The sequence below is a fragment of the Rhodococcus sp. ACPA1 genome, from assembly GCF_002300195.1.
In the GTDB taxonomy this organism is placed as follows: domain Bacteria; phylum Actinomycetota; class Actinomycetes; order Mycobacteriales; family Mycobacteriaceae; genus Rhodococcus_F; species Rhodococcus_F opacus.
The window spans coordinates 730,329-750,327 of the sequence record NZ_NSDX01000001.1 but is presented as its reverse complement, the minus strand read 5'-3'; the positions used below and the strand labels follow the sequence as shown (position 1 = coordinate 750,327).

The 19,999-nt window shown below is 68.3% G+C and carries 20 protein-coding genes; 9 read left to right on the top strand and 11 right to left on the bottom strand.

The window, feature by feature from the left end:
• Positions 1-39: 39 nt before the first annotated feature.
• Complete coding sequence (locus CJ177_RS03250) at positions 40-735, top strand: metallophosphoesterase (protein ID WP_005264659.1); 696 nt, start codon at positions 40-42, stop codon at positions 733-735.
• Positions 725-1,591, top strand: a complete 867-nt coding sequence (locus CJ177_RS03245) for a hypothetical protein (RefSeq protein WP_005264657.1) — start codon at positions 725-727, stop codon at positions 1,589-1,591. The genes CJ177_RS03250 and CJ177_RS03245 overlap by 11 nt, the downstream gene beginning before the upstream one ends.
• Here CJ177_RS03245 and CJ177_RS03240 read toward each other — a convergent pair.
• Positions 1,581-2,672 carry a winged helix DNA-binding domain-containing protein gene (locus CJ177_RS03240; RefSeq protein WP_179443154.1) on the bottom strand — a complete coding sequence of 364 codons (1,092 nt, stop codon included), beginning with the start codon at positions 2,670-2,672 and terminating at the stop codon, positions 1,581-1,583. The two genes, CJ177_RS03245 and CJ177_RS03240, sit on opposite strands and share 11 nt — an antisense overlap.
• 90 nt (positions 2,673-2,762) lie before the next feature.
• Here CJ177_RS03240 and CJ177_RS03235 point away from each other — a divergent pair, with 90 nt between their 5' ends.
• Positions 2,763-4,298, top strand: a complete 1,536-nt coding sequence (locus CJ177_RS03235; RefSeq protein ID WP_095867267.1) for an MFS transporter — start codon at positions 2,763-2,765, stop codon at positions 4,296-4,298.
• Here the strand turns inward: CJ177_RS03235 and CJ177_RS03230 are convergent.
• The 6 genes from CJ177_RS03230 to CJ177_RS03205 form a co-directional block, all read right to left on the bottom strand.
• Positions 4,268-5,437 carry an ABC transporter ATP-binding protein gene (locus tag CJ177_RS03230; RefSeq protein WP_005239295.1) on the bottom strand — a complete coding sequence of 390 codons (1,170 nt, stop codon included), beginning with the start codon at positions 5,435-5,437 and terminating at the stop codon, positions 4,268-4,270. The two genes, CJ177_RS03235 and CJ177_RS03230, sit on opposite strands and share 31 nt — an antisense overlap.
• A gap of 37 nt (positions 5,438-5,474) precedes the next feature.
• Positions 5,475-6,311: a carbohydrate ABC transporter permease gene (locus tag CJ177_RS03225; RefSeq protein WP_005239292.1), complete on the bottom strand. Its 837-nt coding sequence runs from the start codon at positions 6,309-6,311 to the stop codon at positions 5,475-5,477.
• 2 nt (positions 6,312-6,313) lie between these two features.
• Complete coding sequence (locus CJ177_RS03220) at positions 6,314-7,261, bottom strand: carbohydrate ABC transporter permease (protein WP_005573473.1); 948 nt, start codon at positions 7,259-7,261, stop codon at positions 6,314-6,316.
• Positions 7,258-8,622, bottom strand: coding sequence for an ABC transporter substrate-binding protein (locus CJ177_RS03215; RefSeq protein ID WP_179443153.1), 1,365 nt, complete (start codon positions 8,620-8,622; stop codon positions 7,258-7,260). The genes CJ177_RS03220 and CJ177_RS03215 overlap by 4 nt, the downstream gene beginning before the upstream one ends.
• 250 nt (positions 8,623-8,872) lie before the next feature.
• Positions 8,873-9,364 (bottom strand): general stress protein, encoded by a 492-nt coding sequence (locus tag CJ177_RS03210; RefSeq protein WP_005239275.1) that lies wholly within the window; start codon positions 9,362-9,364, stop codon positions 8,873-8,875.
• Between the two features lie 67 nt (positions 9,365-9,431).
• Positions 9,432-10,394, bottom strand: coding sequence for a CoA ester lyase (locus CJ177_RS03205; protein WP_005573471.1), 963 nt, complete (start codon positions 10,392-10,394; stop codon positions 9,432-9,434).
• Between the two features lie 71 nt (positions 10,395-10,465).
• Between CJ177_RS03205 and CJ177_RS03200 the strand changes: the two genes are divergently transcribed.
• From CJ177_RS03200 to CJ177_RS03180, 5 genes are all read left to right on the top strand, one after another.
• Positions 10,466-11,737: a magnesium transporter MgtE N-terminal domain-containing protein gene (locus CJ177_RS03200; protein ID WP_005264648.1), complete on the top strand. Its 1,272-nt coding sequence runs from the start codon at positions 10,466-10,468 to the stop codon at positions 11,735-11,737.
• On the top strand, positions 11,734-12,255 hold the full coding sequence (locus CJ177_RS03195) for a DUF1003 domain-containing protein (protein WP_005239269.1): 522 nt from the start codon (positions 11,734-11,736) through the stop codon (positions 12,253-12,255). The genes CJ177_RS03200 and CJ177_RS03195 overlap by 4 nt, the downstream gene beginning before the upstream one ends.
• A 116-nt stretch (positions 12,256-12,371) precedes the next feature.
• Entirely contained in the window at positions 12,372-13,541 is a 1,170-nt protein-coding gene (locus CJ177_RS03190; protein ID WP_025432192.1) for a lytic transglycosylase domain-containing protein, read from the top strand.
• A 291-nt stretch (positions 13,542-13,832) separates the two neighbouring features.
• Positions 13,833-14,711, top strand: coding sequence for a lytic transglycosylase domain-containing protein (locus tag CJ177_RS03185; RefSeq protein ID WP_061046237.1), 879 nt, complete (start codon positions 13,833-13,835; stop codon positions 14,709-14,711).
• Between the two features lie 23 nt (positions 14,712-14,734).
• On the top strand, positions 14,735-15,871 hold the full coding sequence (locus CJ177_RS03180) for an Mrp/NBP35 family ATP-binding protein (protein WP_005239264.1): 1,137 nt from the start codon (positions 14,735-14,737) through the stop codon (positions 15,869-15,871).
• A gap of 66 nt (positions 15,872-15,937) precedes the next feature.
• On the opposite strand, the gene tatB is transcribed toward CJ177_RS03180, so the two are convergent.
• From tatB to sigE, 4 genes are all read right to left on the bottom strand, one after another.
• Positions 15,938-16,363: a Sec-independent protein translocase protein TatB gene (gene tatB / locus CJ177_RS03175; RefSeq protein ID WP_025432191.1), complete on the bottom strand. Its 426-nt coding sequence runs from the start codon at positions 16,361-16,363 to the stop codon at positions 15,938-15,940.
• Between the two features lie 69 nt (positions 16,364-16,432).
• Complete coding sequence (locus tag CJ177_RS03170) at positions 16,433-17,956, bottom strand: trypsin-like peptidase domain-containing protein (protein WP_095867266.1); 1,524 nt, start codon at positions 17,954-17,956, stop codon at positions 16,433-16,435.
• Positions 17,957-18,050: 94 nt separating this feature from the next.
• A complete protein-coding gene (locus tag CJ177_RS03165; RefSeq protein WP_095867265.1) occupies positions 18,051-18,413 on the bottom strand; it encodes an RNA polymerase subunit sigma-70 in 363 nt (120 codons plus the stop codon).
• A gap of 16 nt (positions 18,414-18,429) precedes the next feature.
• Positions 18,430-19,062, bottom strand: a complete 633-nt coding sequence (gene sigE, locus CJ177_RS03160) for an RNA polymerase sigma factor SigE (protein WP_005239257.1) — start codon at positions 19,060-19,062, stop codon at positions 18,430-18,432.
• Between the two features lie 283 nt (positions 19,063-19,345).
• Between sigE and CJ177_RS03155 the strand changes: the two genes are divergently transcribed.
• The gene (locus CJ177_RS03155) at positions 19,346-19,984 is read left to right on the top strand and encodes an O-methyltransferase (RefSeq protein WP_005239255.1); all 639 of its coding nucleotides are present in this window, start codon (positions 19,346-19,348) and stop codon (positions 19,982-19,984) included.
• Positions 19,985-19,999 lie beyond the last annotated feature (15 nt).

Genomic DNA, 19,999 nt, shown 5'->3' with positions numbered 1-19,999 from the left:
CACCCGTCCTCCGGCCTCGCGAGCCGGTAGCGTCGGAGCATGGTCTCGGTACTCGCAGTGTCCGACGAGACGATCGAGTCGCTGTGGAGTTCGCAGGTGCGTGCCATGGACGTCGACCTGATCCTCGGTGCGGGCGATCTCCCGTTCGACTACCTGGAATACCTGATCGACGCGCTCGACGCGCCGTGCGTCTTCGTGCCGGGCAACCACGACGCCGATCTGTCCGGCTACTCCGCGGGACGTGTCGGATGGATGCGGGCGGGTCTGCCCTCGGCGTGGCCGGGACCCTGCGGCGCGGTCAACGCAGACGGCCGGATCGTGCGGATCGCGGGCCTGCGCATCGCAGGCCTGGGTGGGTCGATCCGCTACAACGACGGCCCCAATCAGTGGACCGAGCGGCAGCAGCGGCGGCGGGCGCGCAACCTGGCTCTGACGAGTGCGTGGCACGCACGCCGCTCGGGTGTGTCCGGCGTCGACGTGCTGCTCACGCACAGCCCACCGCGCGGAGTGGGCGACCAGGAGGATCCACCGCACCGGGGTTTCGAATGCTTCGAGACCCTGGCGGGCAGGCTGCAGGCCCGCGTCATGATTCACGGGCACGTCCACCCGTACGGCCGGGCGGCCGAGGACCGCACGCTCGGCGCGACCACGGTGATCAACACCGTGGGATTCACCCTGATGGAGTTGGCCCCGGGCGCCGACCCCACCATCGTCAGGCGCAGGCATGGCACGTGACACCGGGTTCCCCGCCGCCGACGCGGAGAACGATTTCACCCGCCAGCGTCGTCGCGCCGAGTTGTCGCGGCTGGTCAGCTGGCTTCGCCGCGAACCGGACGACGTCAACGAGATCCTGCCGTTCGACGAGGTGGTCGCGGCCGTCGGCCGAGTCGGGGAACGATCGCTCGGACTGCAGGTGATCCCGGTCAACTCGATCGTCGGGAGCGTCGACCGGACCCGCGACTTCGACCGGTTCTTCCGGCCCACGTCCACCCGCGTGCGCGAGCGCTGGCAACGGCTGGCGGCCGCACAGCGCCGGGGCGAGTCGGTGCCGCCGATCCAGGTGTATCGGATCGGGTCCATGCACTTCGTCAGCGACGGCCACCACCGTGTCTCCATCGCGTACGCGATGCATTGGAGCACGATCGACGCCTACGTCACAGAGATCCAGACCAAGATCTCCCCCGACGGGATCGCGCAGCGCGGCGACCTGGTCATCAAGGATCACCGCCGCTTGTTCCTCACGCGGGTGCCGTTGAGCGGGCCACAGCGGGCGGCCGTGGTCGTCACCGATCCCTGGGAGTACGCGGAGATCAGCCAGAGCGTCGAGGCGTGGGGCTTCCGGCTCATGCAGGAGGTGGGCGAATTCCTCAGCCGTGAGACCGTGGCGCGGCGCTGGTTCGGTGAGGAGTTCCTGCCGGTGGTCCGGATGCTGCGGGCCGCCGAGATGCTGCCCGACCACACCGACGCCGAGGCCTACCTGTGGGTGGCGCGGGAGCGGTACCGCCTTGTGCGCCAGCATGTCTGGAACGACGAGATCATCGCCGAGCTCAGTCACCTCGCACCGCGCAGACACAAACCGGCTAGCCCGTGAACCGCACGACGCGCTCGGGCGCGTCGGGGTGCGCGAACTTCAACAGTCGCCTGCCCTCCGCCTCGATCGCGGTGCGGTGCGTCTTCGCGATCTTCGCCAACGGCTCCACGTCGAGTACCGCACGGGACTTCTCGACCACCGTCGTGGTGAAGGCCGCGACCCTGCCGTTCACCAGGACGGCAGGTTTGATGATGCCGTTCTGGGTGAAGACCTTCTTCCGCACGTCGTCGTCGAGGAGGCGTCCGCGGTCCGCGTGCGAGAGCAGCACGTTGTCGAACGGCGCGAGGATACGGACGGGGGCGGGGGTGCCCGGGTCCGGCCGGGGTGCGTCGGGAAGGTCGAACAGTTCCGGTCCCGATTCCCCCGCGAACGCCCGGAGTTCCGGCCGCAGCCGGTCCAGGACCTCACCGAGCCGGGTCAGTCCCGACCAGGCCTGGGCGTCCCGCGCGCTCGCGGGGCCGAACGCGGCGAGGTAGCGCAACAGCATCGTGTCGATGGACGGCGCGGCGGACAGTGGACGACCCACCCACGACTCCAGCGTCGACAGCGCCGGCTGCCCCGACCTGCCCCAGAGCCCGCGCGGCGGAACCTGGACCATCGGGACCAGTCCCCGCACGCCGTGGGCGAGCGCGGCGCCGTCGCGGCCGGGGAACCGCTCCTCGAGCAGGGGCCGCATCTGCGATTGCGTGCGGGGTTCGTCGCGCACCAGTTCGCGTCCCGCGGCGGCGAGGGCGCCGAGGTCGATCCCGTCGAGACTCGACCGGTACTGCGTGTTGGTGTGGAGGTCGCGGTCGAGCAGCGGTTGCGTGAGCGGACGGAATGAGAGCGCGTCCGAGGCCGACAGGGCGAACACGGTCCCGCGCATCGCGACCATCCGCACCACCGCGCGATTCTCGATGAGGTCCGACAGCGACTCGGCGCGGAATCGTGTCAACCGCGCCCACAGTGCGAAGTACGGCGGGGCCGGTGCCTGGGCCTGCAGTCCGCACAGGTGCTCGATCATGTCGAGGGCGGACGCGTCCGACCGGCTCAGCAGCGATTGCCGGGCCAGTGTCGCCCGGCCCAGTGCTCGATTCGACATGCGGTCAGACCCCACCGTGAACCCCCTCGTTAGTTAGCCCCAGTACCGTATTTGATTACGCCCGTTCACCGACCCCTACAGGAGGACCCCATGGCCGCCGGATCGACAACCGCAGCCAGGGCACTCCTGCCCGTCATGTGCTTCGTCGTGATGATTGTCGCCGTTCTGCAGACACTGGTGGTGCCGATCGTCGGGACCATCGGTGCGCAACTCGACGTCGGCCCCACCGCCGTCGGTTGGCTCCTCACCGCGAACCTCCTCGCGGCCGCCACCGCGACACCCGTCCTCGGCCGCCTCGCCGATCTCCGCGGCAAACGCCCCGTCCTTCTCGGGGTGCTCGTGGTCGTGCTGCTCGGCTCCCTGATCGGTGCGCTGTCGACGTCCGTGGGAGTGCTGATCTTCGCCCGCGTGCTCCAGGGCGTGTCGTTCGCGCTGTTTCCCATCGGCATCGCGGTCCTGCGAGACGAACTTCCCGCCGAGAAGCTGACCGGGGCGATGGGGATCTTCTCCGGCACCCTCGGATTCGGCGGATGCTTCGGCATCGTCCTCACCGGTGTGCTGGTCTCCGACGGCGCCGACTTCCACCGCATCTTCTGGCTGTCGTCGGCCATCACCGCCGCCGGACTCGTCCTCGCCTGGATCGCCATCCCCCGCCGCCCGCGCGTCGGCACAGGTTCCATCGACTGGATCGGCGCGGCCGGTCTCGCCGCCGGCCTGGTCCTCGTCCTGCTGCCGCTCGCCGAGGGCGGCACCTGGGGCTGGACGTCTCCCGTCACCATCGTCAGCGGAATCGCCGGAATCCTGGTCCTGATCGGCTGGTTCCTCTACGAACGCAGGATCACCGACCCACTCGTCGCGCCCCGGCTGCTGACCAACCCACCCGTCCTCGTCACCCACCTGTCCGCGCTCGTGGTCGGCATGTCGATGTTCGTGATGTTCCTGGGCAGCTCGTACTTCGTCCAGACCCCGCGCGCGGTGGCCGGATACGGCTTCGGAGCCACCGTCCTCGAGGCCAGCACCGTGTACCTGCTGCCGGGCGCGATCAGCGGCGTCCTCGCCTCCATCCTCAGCGGAAAACTAATCCACCGCTTCGGTTCCCGTGCCGTCCTCATCGCCGCGAGCGTCGTCGGCGTCAGCGGTTTCGTCGTGTTCGTCTTCGCCCACGACCGCACGTGGGAGGTGATCGCGGCCATCCTGCTGGTCAACACCTACATCAGCCTCGCGTACGCGTCGCTGCCGTCGCTGCTCGTGGCCGAGGTCCGGCAGGACGAGACCGGCGTCGCGAACAGCATCAACTCCATCGCCCGGTCCGTGGGCAGTTCGTTCGCCAGTGCGCTGCTCGCGACCCTGCTCGCCGGCATCACGATCGACGGAACGGACGTCCCGACCGAATCGGCGTACGTGATCGCGTTCGTCGTCGGCGCGACCGCGGCCGCCCTCGCCGGGCTGCTGCCGTTCTTCGGGATCACGCGCACCACCCGCACCCCCTCCGACGAGGAGGAGGACGAGGTCCACGCGACCGCCCTCGCGGCCGAGTGGGGCACGGTCGGTGGCCTCGGCGGAGCGAACACCAGAGGTTCGGGTGAGCGCTCCGGTCAGAGGGTGAGGTTGGCTCCCGAGTCCTGATCGAACAGGGCGATCTTCGCCCGGTCGAACCACAGTTCCACCGGCCTGCCGTGCGCCGCGGACGATTCGGTCGACAACCGGGCGACCAGCTGCCCGCCGCCTGCGACCGCGGTCCCCGAGTCGGCGGCGAGCTCCTCGAGTTCCCGGGAGGTCACCTGCGGTCCCTCGGCCGTGAAGTAGGCGTACTTGTCCGAACCCATCGACTCGAGCACCTCGACGTTGGCCGTGAACGTGGCACCGGCCGCTCGCTGCCCCTCGTCGACGAGCCCCACGTCCTCGAAGTGTTCGGGCCGGATCCCGACGACGACGTCCTTCGCCGTGTTCGACGACCCGATCTTGTCGCGTGTCTCCGGGGGCAGTGTGAACTCGCCGAGCGGCGTCGACACCCCGTCGGCGGTGAGCTGCCCCGGGAAGAAGTTCATCGACGGCGAACCGATGAACCCGGCGACGAACAGGTTGTTCGGGTGGTCGTACAGATCCTGCGGCGCCCCGATCTGCTGAACCACGCCGCCCCGCAGCACCACCACCCGATCGCCGAGGGTCATCGCCTCGGTCTGGTCGTGCGTGACGTACACCGTGGTGGTGCCGAGTCGCTGTTGCAGCCGGGCGATCTCGGTGCGCATCTGGACGCGGAGTTTGGCGTCGAGGTTCGACAGCGGCTCGTCCATCAGGAACGCCTTGGGGCTGCGGACGATCGCCCGGCCCATCGCGACCCGTTGCCGCTGTCCGCCCGACAGATTGGCCGGTTTGCGATCGAGGTGCTGGGTGAGGTCGAGGATCTTGGCGGCGTTGTCCACCTTCGCCGCGATGTCCGATTTCGACATCTTCGCCAGGGTGAGCGGGAACGCGATGTTCTGCCGCACCGTCATGTGCGGGTACAGCGCGTACGACTGGAACACCATCGCGATGTCGCGGTCCTTCGGCGCCTTCTCGTTGACCCGCTCCCCAGCGATGCGCAGTTCACCGGACGAGATGTCCTCCAGCCCGGCGATCATGTTGAGAGTGGTCGACTTTCCGCAACCGGACGGTCCGACCAGAATGATGAATTCGCCGTCGGCGATCGTGATGTCGACGTCGCTCACCGCCTTGGCGCCGTCCGGGTACAGCTTCGTCACCTTGTCGAGCACGATTTCGGCCACAGAAACTCCTTCATAGTTTCGACCCTGCAAGCAGGTCTCAGCCCTTCACTGCGCCGGAGGTCAGACCGGCCACGATGCGTCGTTGGAAGAACAGCACGAAGATGATGATCGGGATCGTGATCACCATTGCGGCCGCGGCGATCGAGCCCGTCGGCTCCTCGAACTGGGAGGCGCCGGTGAAGTTCGCGATCGCGGCGGGCGCGGTGATGGACCGTTCCGTCGAGGTCAGCGAGATCGCGAACAACAGGTCGTTCCAGCAGAAGATGAAGACCAGGATCGCGGCGGTGACGATGCCCGGTGCTGCGAGCGGTGCCACGACCTTCCGGAATGCCTGCGCCGGTGTGGCGCCGTCCATCTTGGCCGCCTTCTCGAGCTCCCAGGGGATCTCCTTGAAGAAGGCGGACAACGTGTAGATGGCCAGCGGGAGCGCGAAGGTGATGTAGGGGAGGATCAGACCCGCCCAGGTGTCGAACAGCCCGAGTCTGCGCTCGATGTCGAACAGCGGGCTCACGAGGGAGATTTGGGGGAACATCGCGATCAGCAGAGCCACACCGACCAGGAGCTTCTTACCCGGGAAGTCCAGCCGGGCGATGGCGTAGGCGGCCATGGTGCCGATGACGACGGCGATCACGGTGGAGATGAGACCGATGCCGATGGAGTTGATCAGCGCACTGGTGAACGCGTTGGTCTGGAAGATCCCGCGGTAATTGTCGAGCGTCCACTTCTGCGGAATGAACTTGCCGTCCTTGATCGTTCCCGCGGGTTTGAACGACAGGCTGGCGATCCACAGCACCGGGACCAGTGCGTAGAGCAGGACGAGCAGGTTGACCACGGACCAGCTGATCTTGCGGCGAGGTGTGTCGACGACGGCCATGGCTATCGGTTTCCTTCCGTGTCGGACCCGGGAGCCGAGGCGCCGAACAGCTTGATGAACACGAACGCGAGCAGTGCGACGCAGAGGAAGATCAGGACGCTGATCGCCGAGCCGATACCGAGGTTGAACGCCTTGAACAGGTTGTCGTAGCCGAGGATCGACAATGATCCGGTGTCGTTGGCGCCCTTGGTGAGGACGTAGATGTTGTCGAAGATCCGGAACGCGTCGAGGGTGCGGAACAACAGCGCCACGAGGATCGCGGGTTTCATCAGCGGCAGGATGATCCGCACCAGCCTCGTCCACGCCCCGGCGCCGTCGACCTGCGCGGCCTTGAGGAGGTCGTCGGGAACGAGGGCCAGTCCGGCGAGCAGCAGCAGCGCCATGAACGGCGTCGTCTTCCACACCTCGGCGAGCACGATGATCGCCAGCGACGGAATCTGCTGCGTCAGCGGGGCGCTGCCGTCGGGCAGCAGGTTGGCGAGATACCCGGTGCCCGGGGTCCACGCGTAGTACCAGCTGTACGCGGCGGCCACGGTGACGATGCCGTACGGGATCAGCACCACCGTCCGCACGATGCCCTTCCCGACCAGCGTCCGGTGCATCACGAGCGCCAGGATCAGGCCCAGGACGAACTCGATGACCACCGACACGACCGTGATGCCCACCGTCACCGCGAAGGCCTGCCACCAGTACGCGTCCGACAGCACCGATACGTAGTTCGCGAGGCCCACGAATTTGCGGTCGTCGGGGAAGCGGAGGTCGTAACGCTGCAGGCTCAGCCACACCGCGTAGACGACGGGGTAGGCCGTGACCGCGACCATGAGGATCGCGGCGGGAGCCACCAACCACAAACCCAGTCGGCGTTCGGCCTTCTTCCCTTCCGAGATCTGCTTCTTCGACGCGACTTTCGGCTCTTCGGCCCGGTCCGCCTGCACGGTTTCGGTCGTCACGGGATCAGCCCTTCCGAGTTGACCGCCTTGCGTACCTGTTCGGCGAGTTCGTCGACGGTACGCGGCGGGTCGATGTCACCGACCGGATTCAGCGTGTCGGTGATCAGGGTCGAAATGCTCTGGTACGCCGGTGACACCGGGCGGACGGATGCCGTCTCGAGACTCTCCCGCACCTCACGCCACGCGGGGTACGCCTCCTGGAACGCCGGGTCGTCGTACAGGCTCGCCAACGTCGGCGGCACACCACCGTTGACGGCGTTGTTGCGCTGGTTCTCCTCGTTCCGCAGGCACGACACCGCCTCGAACGCCAGGTCCGGGTGCTGGCTGGTCTTCGCGACCGCGATGTTGAACCCGCCGATCGTCACCTCGGCCGGTCGCCCGGGGATCACCGACGGGTACGGCGCCGGAAGGAAGTTCTGCTGACCGTCGACGGTGAGCACCGTGTTGCCCGTGTCCACGGACGTCGGGTTGCCCTTCTCGTCGATGAACGGCAGGTCCCCCTTCTCCGCGTTCTCGATCATGCCCGGCAGCACGAACGGCCAATTGACCTCGAACGCAGCCTTTCCGCTCTCCATCCCCAGCCGGGACGACGCCTCGTCGCCCTGGGAAACCGACGGGTCGGCACCCTCCGCGGTGGCCACCCGCTTCATGACCTCGAGCGCCTTCAGCGCGGCGTCGCCGTCGGCAACCGTCACGGTGGTCCCGTCCTCGGCGACGACGGACCCGCCCGCGCTCGCGAGCAGGGTGTTGAACCACACCATCAGGCCTTCGTACTGCTTGCCCTGCACCCCGATCCAACTGGGCCGGCCCTCCGCCGCGAGGCCCTCCGCGATGTCGATCATCTGATCCCACGTCTGCGGCGGCTGCCCGTCCGGCATGAGGTCCTTGCGGTACCAGAGCAACTGGGTGTTGGTGTTCAGCGGCGCGGCGTACAGCTGGTCCTGCCACTTCGCGGATTCGAGGGGGCCTTCGAGCGTGCCCTCGCTGACCTCCGCCGCGATGCCGGGTGGGAGCGGCACCGCCCAGCCGGCCTCGGCGAACTCGGCGGTCCACACCACGTCCAGTGTCATGATGTCGAGCGACGTGTCGTTTCCGGTGAGCCGGCGGGCCAGCTGGAGCCGCTGATCGTCCGCGCCCTTCGGCAGCGTGCGCTGCTCCACGGTGTACCGGCCGCCGGCCGCGGCCGTGCAGTTGGCCGCGGCCTCCGCATATTGTTCGGCGCCGTCGGCAGCCGTGTAGAAGCTGAGGACGATGCCCTCTTCGGACGACCCGCACCCAGCCAGCAGGGGAATGGTGAGGACGGTGGCCGCACCGATCAGTCCCCACTTCAGCGAGCGTCCGGGCTTGGTGCGATGCAGCACAGCCGCCTCCTCGAGCGGCCCCTCACGGATCCAGTCGCGGTACGGCTGGGCACGCGGGCCCGCACATTTGTTCCTGCCGGAACGCGCACTCCACCGACAGGTCACGGTTTCGGCGAGGGCCTGGGCCCACGCATTGCGCCGTAAACCTATCCGACATCGTCGGCGAACTGGGTGAAATCGCCGCGAACGTCGCGAATAGGACGCAATCCGTGACCCGGCCGCAACCCGCAGGCCGAGGCGAGAGCGCCGATCAGAGCGCCAGCTTGGCCAGCATGTCCCTGGCCTTCTCCGCCGACTTCGGCTCGCACAGCACGTCGTACCGCCCGGCGACCAGTTGCATCGTCGACGCGAAGTCCCGGGTTCCCCGCGTCGCCGCGTACGGGATCGTCGTGGAGATCAGCCCGAAGATGATGCCGCCGACGATGCCGACGACGAGCGGCGCCAGGAAACCGCCCGTGACGATGCCCAGCAGCAAACCGAAGAACACGCCGAGCCAGGCGCCCGAAACAATGCCCCCGCCAATCACTTTCGCCCAGGTGAGGCGGCCCAGCACCCGCTCGACCTGCATGAGGTTGACACCCACGATGGTGACGTCCTCCACCGAGAATTCCTGATCGGAGAGGTAGTCGACGGCGCGCTGCGCCTCCGCGTAGGTGGGATACGAACCGATGGGCCAGCCCGTGGGGGGTTCCGGCAGAGCCCCACGCCGCGCCCCATTGGACTGTCCGAGTGGATTCGTCATCGTCAGCTGGTCTCCTCGTGTGGTTCTCTCAGGATCGGTCCTGTGAGAACCATTCTGCCTGCTGAGGCTATTTCTCGTCGGGTCGCACGAACTCGGTGGTCCGTTTCATACCCGCGGCGCGCCCCTTGGCCGAGATCACGAGCGCCATCTTGCGACTCGCCTCGTCGATCATCTCGTCGCCGAGCATCACGGCACCGCGACCCCCGCCGGCCGCGGAGGTGTGGAACTCGTAGGCGTCCAGGATCAGTTCGGCCCGGTCGTAATCGTCCTGACGGGGGCTGAACACGTCGTTCGCCGCCTCGATCTGGGTGGGATGCAGAACCCACTTGCCGTCGAAGCCGAGCGCGGCCGTGCGCTGCGCCGACCGGCGGAACGCCTCCACGTCGCGGATCTGCAGGTAGGGACCGTCGATGGCCTGTACCCCGTGCGCGCGGGCGGCCATCAGGATGGTCATCAGGATGTGGTGGTAGGCGTCGCCGCGGTCGTAGCCGTCCGGCTGCTCCCCGACGACCAGCGTGCGCATGTTGATGCTCGCCATGAAGTCGGCGGGACCGAACACCAGGGTCTGCACGCGGGGGCTGGCCGTCGCGATGGCGTCGATGTTGGTGAGCCCGATCGCATTCTCGATCTGCGGCTCGATGCCGATCCGGCCGACCTCGAGCCCGTTGGCCTTCTCTATCTGGGTCAGCAGCAGGTCGAGGGCCTGAACATGGCTGGCGTCCGGCACTTTCGGCAGCAGGATCGCGTCGAGGTGGGCGCCCGCGCGTCCCACGACCTCGACGACGTCGGCGTACGTCCACTCGGTGGTCCAGTCGTTGACCCGCACCACCTTGATCTGGTCGCCCCACCCGTCCTCGGCGAGCGCCTCGGCGATGGTGCCGCGCGCTTCCTGCTTGGCGAGCGGTGCCACCGCGTCCTCGAGGTCGAGGAAGATCTCGTCCGCGGGCAGCCCCTTCGCCTTGTCGATCATCTTGCGGCTGCTGCCCGGAACGGCGAGCACCGATCGCCGTGGCCTGTAGACGGAACTCATGACGGACGATCCTCCACTTTCGCAGGTGTTCGATTCCCTGTATTTCTGTACAAGGATCTAGCCTGGCAATCATGGCAGCTGCGAACAAGGTTTTTGCAGCCAGGCTGGCCGGCCTGGTGGTGCTCGGCCCCGATGGGGAGTCGATCGGCCGCGTCCGGGACGTGGTGATCACCGCGCGCGTCGGCCGGCAGCAGCCGCGCGTCCTCGGACTTGTCATCGAATTGTTCACGCGCAAACGCATCTTCGTCCCGATGCTCCGCGTCACCGCCATCGAACCGAGCTCGGTGACACTCACCACCGGCAACGTCAGTCTGCGCCGATTCCAGCAGCGGCCCGGCGAGGTGCTCGCACTCGCCCAGGTGGCGGATTCCCACGTGCGCGTGGACGACCCGGAACTCGAGGAGCTGCGGGACGCCGACATCATCGTCGTCGATCTGGGCATCGAGCAGACCCGCACCCGGGACTGGGTGGTGTCGAAGGTCGCGGTGCGCGGGCACCGCGGCCGACTCGGTCGCCGCGCCGCCATGCACGTCGTCGAGTGGCAGCACGTCCAGGGCCTCACGCAGACCGACCTGGCGATGCCCGGCCAGGGCGTCTCGGCGCTGCTCACGCAGTTCGAGGGCATGCGCGCGGCCGACGTCGCGAACGCGATGCGGCTCCTGCCGGAGAAACGCCGCCACGAACTCGCCCTCGCACTCGACGACGAACGCCTCGCCGACGTCGTCCAGGAACTGCCCTCCGACGACCAGACGGACCTGCTCATGCACCTCGAGGTCGAGCGGGCAGCCGACGTCCTCGAAGCCATGGACCCCGACGACGCCGCCGACCTCCTCGGTGAGCTTCCCGAGACCGAGGCCGAATCGCTGCTGCAGTTGATGGATCCGCAGGACTCCGAGCCGGTCCGCCGGCTGCTCGAGCACTCCCCCGACACCGCGGGTGGTCTGATGACGCCGGAGCCGGTGGTCCTCACCGCGTCGACGACGGTCGCCGAGGCCCTGGCCCGCGCCCGGATCTCGGACGTCACCCCCGCCCTCGCGAGCATGGTGTTCGTCGTCCGCCCACCGACCGCGACGCCGACCGGCCGCTACCTGGGATGCGTGCACCTGCAGAAACTGCTGCGCGAGCCGCCCGCGAGCCTGGTCGGCGGACTGCTCGACACCGACATGCCACGGCTGGCACCCGAGGATTCCCTGACGTCGGTGACCCGCTACTTCGCGACCTACAACCTGGTGTGCGGGCCGGTGGTCGACGACGAGGACCACCTGATCGGTGCGGTCACTGTCGACGATGTCCTGGACCACCTCCTCCCCGAGGACTGGCGTGAAGAGGAGATCGACGGATGAGCGAGAAATCAGCCAGCGCAGCCGCCCGGAGCCTGTCCGACCGACAGCGCCTCGACACCCCGCGGGGCACCCGCCGCTTCCGCGTCACGTACGACGTGGAGGCCGTCGGCCGGGCCAGCGAGAACTTCGCCCGGTTCCTCGGCACGGGCCGCTACCTGATGATCCAGACGGTGGTCGTGATCGTCTGGATCATCATCAACGTCTTCGCCGTCCGATTGCAGTGGGACCCGTACCCGTTCATCCTGCTCAACCTGGCGTTCTCCACCCAGGCCGCCTACGCGGCGCCGCTGATCCTCTTGGCGCAGAACCGCCAGGAGAACCGCGACCGCGTCTCCCTCGAGGAGGACCGCTCGCGCGCCGAGCAGACGAAGGCGGACACCGAGTTCCTCGCACGGGAACTGGCGGCTCTGCGCATCGCGATCGGTGAGGTCGCCACCCGCGACTACCTGCGGCGCGAACTCGACGAGATCAAGTCGCTGCTGGGCGACGAGGAAGAGACCCGCACCCGGCGCAAATGAGGCTCGGCGAATCCCCGCAAACTCCGGCAGGGTCGATCACGTATATGTAACGTCAGTCACATCTTCTCGGATGTATGCGGTGTGCGAAAAGGAAGAGCACCGCAGGGGGTGATCGAGTGCGGATACGTGGACTGTTGACGGTGACTGCCCTGACAGTGGGCGCAGTTGCCACCCTCGGGTCCTCGACCGGCGGTTCTGCGGTCAGCGGCGCATCCGTCGGCACCAGTGCCGTCTCGTCCACCGGCGGGGCGACGACGCTCGGAGCAGCTTCGATCACGCCGGGAACCACGCCCCAGGCCGCGTACTTCCCGCCGTCGGGAATCGTGGCGCCGACACCCCGGATCGCGCGGTCCCAGAGGGCCGCTCCCCCGCCGCCCGCGCCCGCGCCGCTGCCCGCGGTGACAAATCCCACATCTCCGACGTCGCCGTCCGGCACCGGGCTCATCGCCGCACCGGTGATCCTGAGCGCGCTGGGCATCCCGGAGATCGTGCTCAACGCGTACCGGTCCGCGGAACTCGAAATGATGGCGGAGTCCCCGAAGTGCGGTCTGCCGTGGCATCTGCTGGCCGGGATCGGCCGCATCGAATCGGGTCATGCCGGCGGCGGCCGGACCGACTCGGTCGGCACCACACTCACCCCGATTCTGGGCCCCGTTCTCGACGGCCGGCTGGCGGGCAACGAGGTCATCCGAGACACCGACCGCGGCGCCACGGACGGCGACCCCGGGCACGATCGCGCCGTCGGGCCGATGCAGTTCATTCCGTCCACGTGGGCCAAGTACGCCTCCGACGGCAACGCGGACGGCGTGGCCGATCCCAACAACGTGTTCGACGCGACGCTGGCGGCCGCCCGGTACCTCTGCTCAGGCGGTCTCGACCTCCGCGATCCGCTCCAGGAGACCCGCGCGGTCCTGCGGTACAACAACTCTGCTGCGTATGCGGCCAACGTCATCACCTGGTCGAACGCCTACAGGAACGGTGGAACGCCGACGCCGAGCCAGCTGTCGGAGTCGGCCTCGCCCTCGCCCGGACGGCTCGCCGACGCCGCCGCGGCCGAAGCGGACCTCCCGCGTGATCTCGCGACCACCCCGCAGCCGTCCACGGACGGTGCGGCCACTCCCCCGACGCCCACGCCGGCCCCGCCGATTCCCGGACTCCCGCCGCTGCCGCAACTGCCCTGTCTGATCTTCTGCCCGCCCGCCGACCCCGGCGCTCCGGCATCCGCCACACCCGCCCCGGTCGAGCCCGCCCCGGACGCCCCTCCGGCCGACGCCGTTCCCCGGTAATCACCCCCTCCTCCGCCGCGCGCTCTGCTTGCAGGGCGCGCGGCGGAGCGTTCCGGTGTCCGGCTCCTGACGCAGCGACCGGCCCGATCCCTCCGACACCCCGGCACGTCCACGTCCTGGCGTGACCTTGCCGTGTTGGTTACCCTCGCTCACGTGCCTTCGGAGTAACGGAACCGTGCGATACAAGCCCGTTTGATCACGGTTGGATAACGGAAACATATCGAATCAGGTAGCCTCGATCCGGTCAGTTGAACGGAACACCCCAAGACGGGGGTCGCAGGAGGCAATCGAGTGGGTCGGCACAACAAGAAGACGGATTCCCATATCCGCCGCAATTCGGTCATCGCGCTTACCGGACTCGTCCCCATCGGACTGATCACCGCAGCCAACACGGCCGGCGCCGCACCCAAGGTCCCTTTCCTTTCCACGAGCTCCTCGTCGGAGGTCGCCGACGTCGCCCAGGAGGCGACCGACACCGCACCCGAGGCCGCGGAAGCCGTCACCCCCGTGGCCGACACCGCCGCCGAAGCCGCACCGGCGGCCGCGGAGGCGCCCGCTGCGCCGGCACTCGCACCCGTCCAGGCCACCCCTCCCCTTCCGGCGAGCATCGCCCAGGGCGCGCTCGGCATCCCGGCCATCAGCGTCGCGGCCTACCAGAACGCCGAGCGCATCCTCGCGGTCGAACAGCCGGGTTGCGGCATGTACTGGACGCTCATCGCCGGAATCGGCCGCGTCGAGTCCACCCACGCCTACGACGGCAAGGCGGACGACAAGGGCAACATGCTCAAGCCCGTCCTCGGCCCCGTCCTCGACGGCACCCTCGGCGGCAACGCCGTGATCCGCGACACCGACGGTGGCAAGCTGGACGGCGACGCCAACTACGACCGCGCCGTCGGACCCACCCAGTTCCTCCCCGAGACGTGGAATCGTTACGCGGGCGACGGAAACGGCGACGGCGTCGCCGATCCGCAGAACCTCTTCGACTCCGCGCTGACCACCGGAAAGTACCTGTGCGACGGCGGATTGAACGTCAAGGATCCGATTCAGGCCGCCAAGGCCGTGCACCGCTACAACAACTCCGCCGCCTATGTGGCCAACGTGCTCGCATGGTCCGCCGGCTACTCCAGCGGAATCATCCCGGCGGCCGCGGACCTGCCGCGCATCCACTGAGCGCACATCCTTACCATTGAGTCATGCCAGTCCTGAGCGAGTCCGCTGTACGTAGCGCCCTGGCGCGCGTCCAGGATCCCGAGATCCGGAAACCGATCACCGAACTCGGGATGGTCAAGAGCGTCGACATCGCGGCCGACGACAGCGTCGACATCGCGATCTACCTGACCACCGCGGGCTGTCCGATGCGGACCGAGATCAGCGACCGGGTCACCAAGGCCGTGGCGGACGTTCCCGGTGTCGGTGCGATCCGCGTCGAACTCGACGTGATGAGCGACGAGCAGCGCACCGAACTCCGTAAGTCGCTGCGCGGAGACTCGGCCGAGCCCGTCATCCCGTTCGCCCAGCCCGGCTCGCTGACCCGCGTCTACGCGGTCGCGTCCGGCAAGGGCGGCGTCGGCAAGTCCAGCGTCACCGTCAACCTGGCCGCCGCACTCGCCGCCCGCGGACTGTCGGTGGGCGTGCTCGACGCCGACATCTACGGGCACTCCGTTCCCCGCATGCTCGGCACCGACGCCAAGCCCACGCAGGTGGAACGCATGATCATGCCGCCCGTCGCGCACGACGTGAAGATGATCTCCATCGCCCAGTTCACCCAGGGCAACACCCCGGTCGTGTGGCGTGGTCCGATGCTGCACCGCGCGCTGCAGCAGTTCCTCGCCGACGTCTTCTGGGGCGACCTGGACGTTCTGCTGCTCGATCTGCCGCCCGGCACCGGCGACGTCGCCATCTCCGTCGCACAGCTGATCCCCGGTGCGGAAATCCTCGTCGTCACGACCCCGCAGCAGGCGGCCGCCGAGGTGGCCGAGCGCGCAGGCGCCATCGCACTGCAGACCCGTCAGCGCATCGTCGGAGTCGTCGAGAACATGTCCTGGATGGACATGCCCGACGGCAGCCGGATGGACATCTTCGGGTCCGGCGGCGGGCAGGCCGTCGCCGACCGACTCACGAAGGCCGTGGGCGCGAAGGTGCCGCTGCTGGGGCAGATCCCGCTCGAGCAGGCGGTCCGTGAAGGCGGCGACGGCGGTGTTCCCATCGTCCTCGGCCACCCGGATTCGCCGGCCGCGACAGCACTCCGCGACATCGCCGACAAGCTGGCCGTCCGCAAGCGTGGACTCGCCGGAATGTCGCTGGGGATCGACACCACCCGCCACCTGTAGGCCCTCCGGGCCCGTGCGCCTTTCTGGTTGCTGGAACAACCGGAAAGGCGCACATGCGCGCAGCGTCTACGTTGCGTCGAGGTCGATCGGGGGGCGCTCGCCTGCCGCGAGCGGCTTGTTCTGCGCAGGAGTGGGTGTCGACGGATCGGCGCTGACGGCCTTCGTTCCCGACTTGTCGAACGACACCGAACTCGGCTTGTCGAAGTTGCCGGTGAGAATCGAATCGTCACCGTCGAGCAGGTGTTTGGTGATGACCGCGCGCGGTGTCATGCCGCGCAGCTGATTGAGGTCCGACAGCGGCTTGCGCAGATCCTCGAACTCCGGACCGAGCTCGTCCTTGAGTTGCTGGCTGGCGCCGCTCGCATACTCACGGACCTGCCTCAGTGATTTCGTTACCCAGCTGACCGCACCCGGAAGCCGCTCGGGTCCCAAGATGACCAGAGCCGCGACGAGGAGGACCATGAACTCGCCCCAACCAATGTTGCCGAACACGTGGTCAGCCTACTGTGCGGTGAGGGTGTGTGCCCAGGTGACGGAGCGATCTCACAGCAACCTCTCGAGTCAGTCGGAGGCCGGGGTCACGTCGACATCGACGAGTCGGCCCTCGCGGATCAGCTGAACCCGGACGGGTTCGCCGATCTTCTGCAGGTTGACGGCGACGACCAGTTCGTCGGCGCTCGTGACCGTGCGGTCGCCGACCTTGACGATCACATCGTTCTCGACGATCCCGGCCCGCGCGGCCGGGCTGTCCGTGCGGACATTGGCCACCTGGGCGCCGCTGGTGTTGTCGTTGACGACGGTGCGGGCGTTGACGCCGATGTCCGGGTGGTGCATCCGGCCGTCCCGGATGAGGGTCTGAGCGACCGTCGTGACGTCGTCGATGGGAATCGCGAAGCCGAGACCCACCGAGCCGCCGGACTCACTGAGCATGGCGGTGTTGATGCCGATGACCCGGCCGGTGTCGTCGACGAGCGCGCCGCCCGAGTTGCCGTGGTTGATGGCGGCGTCGGTCTGGACGGCGTCGATGACGGCGTTCGTGTCGGAGCCCTCGCCGGACAGTCGCATCGGACGATGCAGGGCACTGACGATTCCGCGGGTGACGGTCTTGCTGAGCCCGAGGGGCGATCCGACTGCGACGACGTCCTCACCCACCTGCACGTCGCCGGACTTGCCGAGTTCCGCGACCGTCAGATTGTCGGCGGAAACCTTGAGCACGGCCAGGTCGGTCTTGATGTCGCGACCGACGATCTGGGCCTCGGCCTTGGTCCCGTCCGAGAAGATCACCTGGATCTTGCCGCCGTCGGGGGCGGTGGCCGCGGCGGAGATGACGTGATTGTTGGTGACGATGTAGCCGGCGCCGTCGATGACGACACCGGAACCGGTGCTGCCCTGATCGCCGACCGCCACCTGGATGGACACGACGGCGGGCAGGACGGCGTCCGCGACCTGCGCGACGGGCGACTGGCCGAGGTCTTCCTCGCCGCCGCCCTGGACGAGGGTGACGCTCTGGCTGGTGAGCGAGCTGCGATCGGCGGTGATCACGGCGGCGAGGAGGCCGCCGACCAGACCGATCGCGAGCGCGACTCCGCCGAGCGCGACGAGCGCCTTCGGTGCCACCTTGCCGCCGAACAGGACCTCGCGGGCGCTGAGCGCGGGAGCGGGCGGGCGCGAATGTTCTTCGGCGTGCAACGCCGGGGAGCCGAGCTCGACGCCCGCGTCGGGATTACGCCAGGGGTCGGCGGGCGGTGCCTCGCCCGCCGGGGTCGCGGGCTTGCGGTGGGGATCACGCTGAATGGTGTCGACCTCGCCGTCCGGCCGGCCGAACGCCTCCGCCAGCAGGGGGTCGGGGGCACCGACCTTCACCGAGGGTTCGCTCTCACGCCGGGCATCGGACGGGGCGAAGGAGCCGGTGACGCCACCCGGACGGCCGAACGCGCGGCTGGACGCTGCGTCGATCTGCGGCCGGTAGACGGGCCTCGGATCGAGCCGTGGGGCGTCCGCCGGGCGGAGAGTGCCCGACTCGTCCGCCACGGGACCGTCGGGTGCCGTCGTATCGGAACCCGGAGTCTTGTAATCCGCCGTCACGCTGTCGTGTCCCCCTCGTGTGCGTCAGTCACGCGCCCCAGTATCACCGATGCCTCGCTGAGCGTGGACACCGCCGTCGTCGGTCCGGATGCGCTCAACGGCGCCGGCGCCGGGACCAGATCCGGCTCGTGATCGAGTACGCGCTCGTGACCGGCGAATCCGGGGAGTGGGAGTCGAACGGGGACTTGTCGGCGGGATCGCCCTGGTTGCAACTGGGGATCTGGCTCAGCAGACCCAGGAGACCGGACGGCATGGCGACGTCGCCGCTGCGGCGCAGGGCACGCCGTGCCTGCTGCTGGGAGTCCACCTCGAACGCGCACTCGGGGCAGATCGACAGGTGGTGGGAGGCGCGCAGATAAGCGGACATGCGGAGTTCACCGTCGACGTAGGCGGCGATCGCCTCACTCGCCAGGTGTTCGGTGGAGCCAAACTGGCGAGGTACACGCCCCTGCGTCATTCGTCCCTCCTGGTAACTACCCGACGCCGATCTGATCGGAGTCAACCTTTCCGTTCACAGCCAGATGCTCACGCAGAGCCTGCCTGCCGCGGTGGATGCGGCTACGCACGGTTCCGAGCTTGACACCCAGTGTGGCACCGATCTCCTCGTAGGACAGTCCTTCGATGTCACACAGCACGACCGCGGCGCGAAACTCCGGGGCCAACGAATCGAGCGCTGCCTGCAGATCCGCGTCCAGGCGGGCGTCGTGGTAGATCTCCTCGGGGTTCGGTCCGTCGGCCGGGACACGATCGTAGTCCTCCGGGAGCGCTTCCATGCGGATGCGGTTACGACGGCGGACCATGTCGAGGAAGAGGTTGGTGGTGATGCGGTGCAGCCAGCCCTCGAACGTGCCGGGCTGGTAGTCGGACAGGGAACGGAACACGCGGATGAACGTGTCCTGAGTGAGGTCCTCGGCGTCCTGCGCGTCGCCCGACAGCCGGTAGGCCAGTCGGTAGACCCGGTCGCCGTGCTCGCGGACGAGTTCGTCCCAGGACGGCATGGCCGACTTCTCGCCTGTGGCATCGAACACAGCCGTGCCCGTCAGCTCGGCGTCCGACAGCTGCTCGTCGGTGTTTCTCTCGTCTGGAGCCATCGTGTGGTTGCTCATCGAGTTAAGTGGATCCTCCTACTCAGGACCGCAGATCACTGGACGTGGTATAGGCGTCAACTCCCGACGCCCGGGATTTGTTCCCGGATTCTCGGACTTTCCTCCGTCGTCGTGATCTCCCCGCCGGGCGGTCTTCGGATCTGGCGTTGGACATACTCTTTCCCACCGCGATATGTGTGCGGTGTGAGCAAGCTGAGGTATTCCTGAGAATCGCGGCCGAGCAGGTCGCGGCATTGTCGTCGAGCGCGCCTCGCAGCGGCGATGACGAGACCCCGATAGCCTCATGTGCGTGCAGACAAACGCCGAACGGATACTCACCCACGCAGAAGGGGCTGTCCGTGAAGACGAGGCCCTCGGTGCGGCCAGGGAGCGGGCGGACGACCTCGGTGCCGGACCGGTGCCTCCCGCGGTCGGTGCTGCTCTAGCCCTGTTTGCCCGCATGCTGGACGCCAAGACGGTCGTCGAGGTCGGAACCGGCGCGGGTGTGAGCAGTTTGTGGCTGCTCCGGGGCATGCGCGAGGACGGCGTCCTCACCACCATCGACAGTGAACCCGAGCACCAGCGGGCCGCCAAGCTGTCGTTCCGGACCAACGACATCGCACCGGCCCGGACCCGGCTGATCAACGGCCGGGCACTCGACGTCCTGCCGCGGCTCGCCGACGGGGCGTACGACCTGGTGTTCGTCGACAGCGCACCGGTCGATCACCCGCACTACGTCCGCGAAGGGGTTCGCCTGCTGCGTCCGGGCGGCGCGATCGTGCTGCACAACGCCCTGCACGGGGGGCGGGTCGTCGACCCGAGCCAGCGTGACGCGGCGACCGTCGCCGTCCGCGAGGCCGCGAAGGCACTCGCCGAGGACGACCAGCTGATCCGCGTGTTCCTGCCGATCGGCGACGGACTGCTCTGCGCGTCCAAGCTCTGAGAGCCCCGTTCCGGG

Excerpts from the sequence above, each read along its gene's own strand:
- sigE (WP_005239257.1), bottom strand. The coding sequence starts at position 19,062 with ATGAGCAACCACACGATGGCTCCAGACGAGAGAAACACCGACGAGCAG.
- CJ177_RS03180 (WP_005239264.1), top strand. The coding sequence starts at position 14,735 with ATGCCAGTCCTGAGCGAGTCCGCTGTACGTAGCGCCCTGGCGCGCGTC.
- CJ177_RS03225 (WP_005239292.1), bottom strand. The coding sequence starts at position 6,311 with ATGGCCGTCGTCGACACACCTCGCCGCAAGATCAGCTGGTCCGTGGTC.
- CJ177_RS03200 (WP_005264648.1), top strand. The coding sequence starts at position 10,466 with ATGGCAGCTGCGAACAAGGTTTTTGCAGCCAGGCTGGCCGGCCTGGTG.
- CJ177_RS03205 (WP_005573471.1), bottom strand. The coding sequence starts at position 10,394 with ATGAGTTCCGTCTACAGGCCACGGCGATCGGTGCTCGCCGTTCCGGGC.
- CJ177_RS03155 (WP_005239255.1), top strand. The coding sequence starts at position 19,346 with ATGTGCGTGCAGACAAACGCCGAACGGATACTCACCCACGCAGAAGGG.
- CJ177_RS03210 (WP_005239275.1), bottom strand. The coding sequence starts at position 9,364 with ATGACGAATCCACTCGGACAGTCCAATGGGGCGCGGCGTGGGGCTCTG.
- CJ177_RS03195 (WP_005239269.1), top strand. The coding sequence starts at position 11,734 with ATGAGCGAGAAATCAGCCAGCGCAGCCGCCCGGAGCCTGTCCGACCGA.
- CJ177_RS03240 (WP_179443154.1), bottom strand. The coding sequence starts at position 2,672 with ATGTCGAATCGAGCACTGGGCCGGGCGACACTGGCCCGGCAATCGCTG.
- CJ177_RS03245 (WP_005264657.1), top strand. The coding sequence starts at position 725 with ATGGCACGTGACACCGGGTTCCCCGCCGCCGACGCGGAGAACGATTTC.
- CJ177_RS03235 (WP_095867267.1), top strand. The coding sequence starts at position 2,763 with ATGGCCGCCGGATCGACAACCGCAGCCAGGGCACTCCTGCCCGTCATG.
- CJ177_RS03250 (WP_005264659.1), top strand. The coding sequence starts at position 40 with ATGGTCTCGGTACTCGCAGTGTCCGACGAGACGATCGAGTCGCTGTGG.
- CJ177_RS03165 (WP_095867265.1), bottom strand. The coding sequence starts at position 18,413 with ATGACGCAGGGGCGTGTACCTCGCCAGTTTGGCTCCACCGAACACCTG.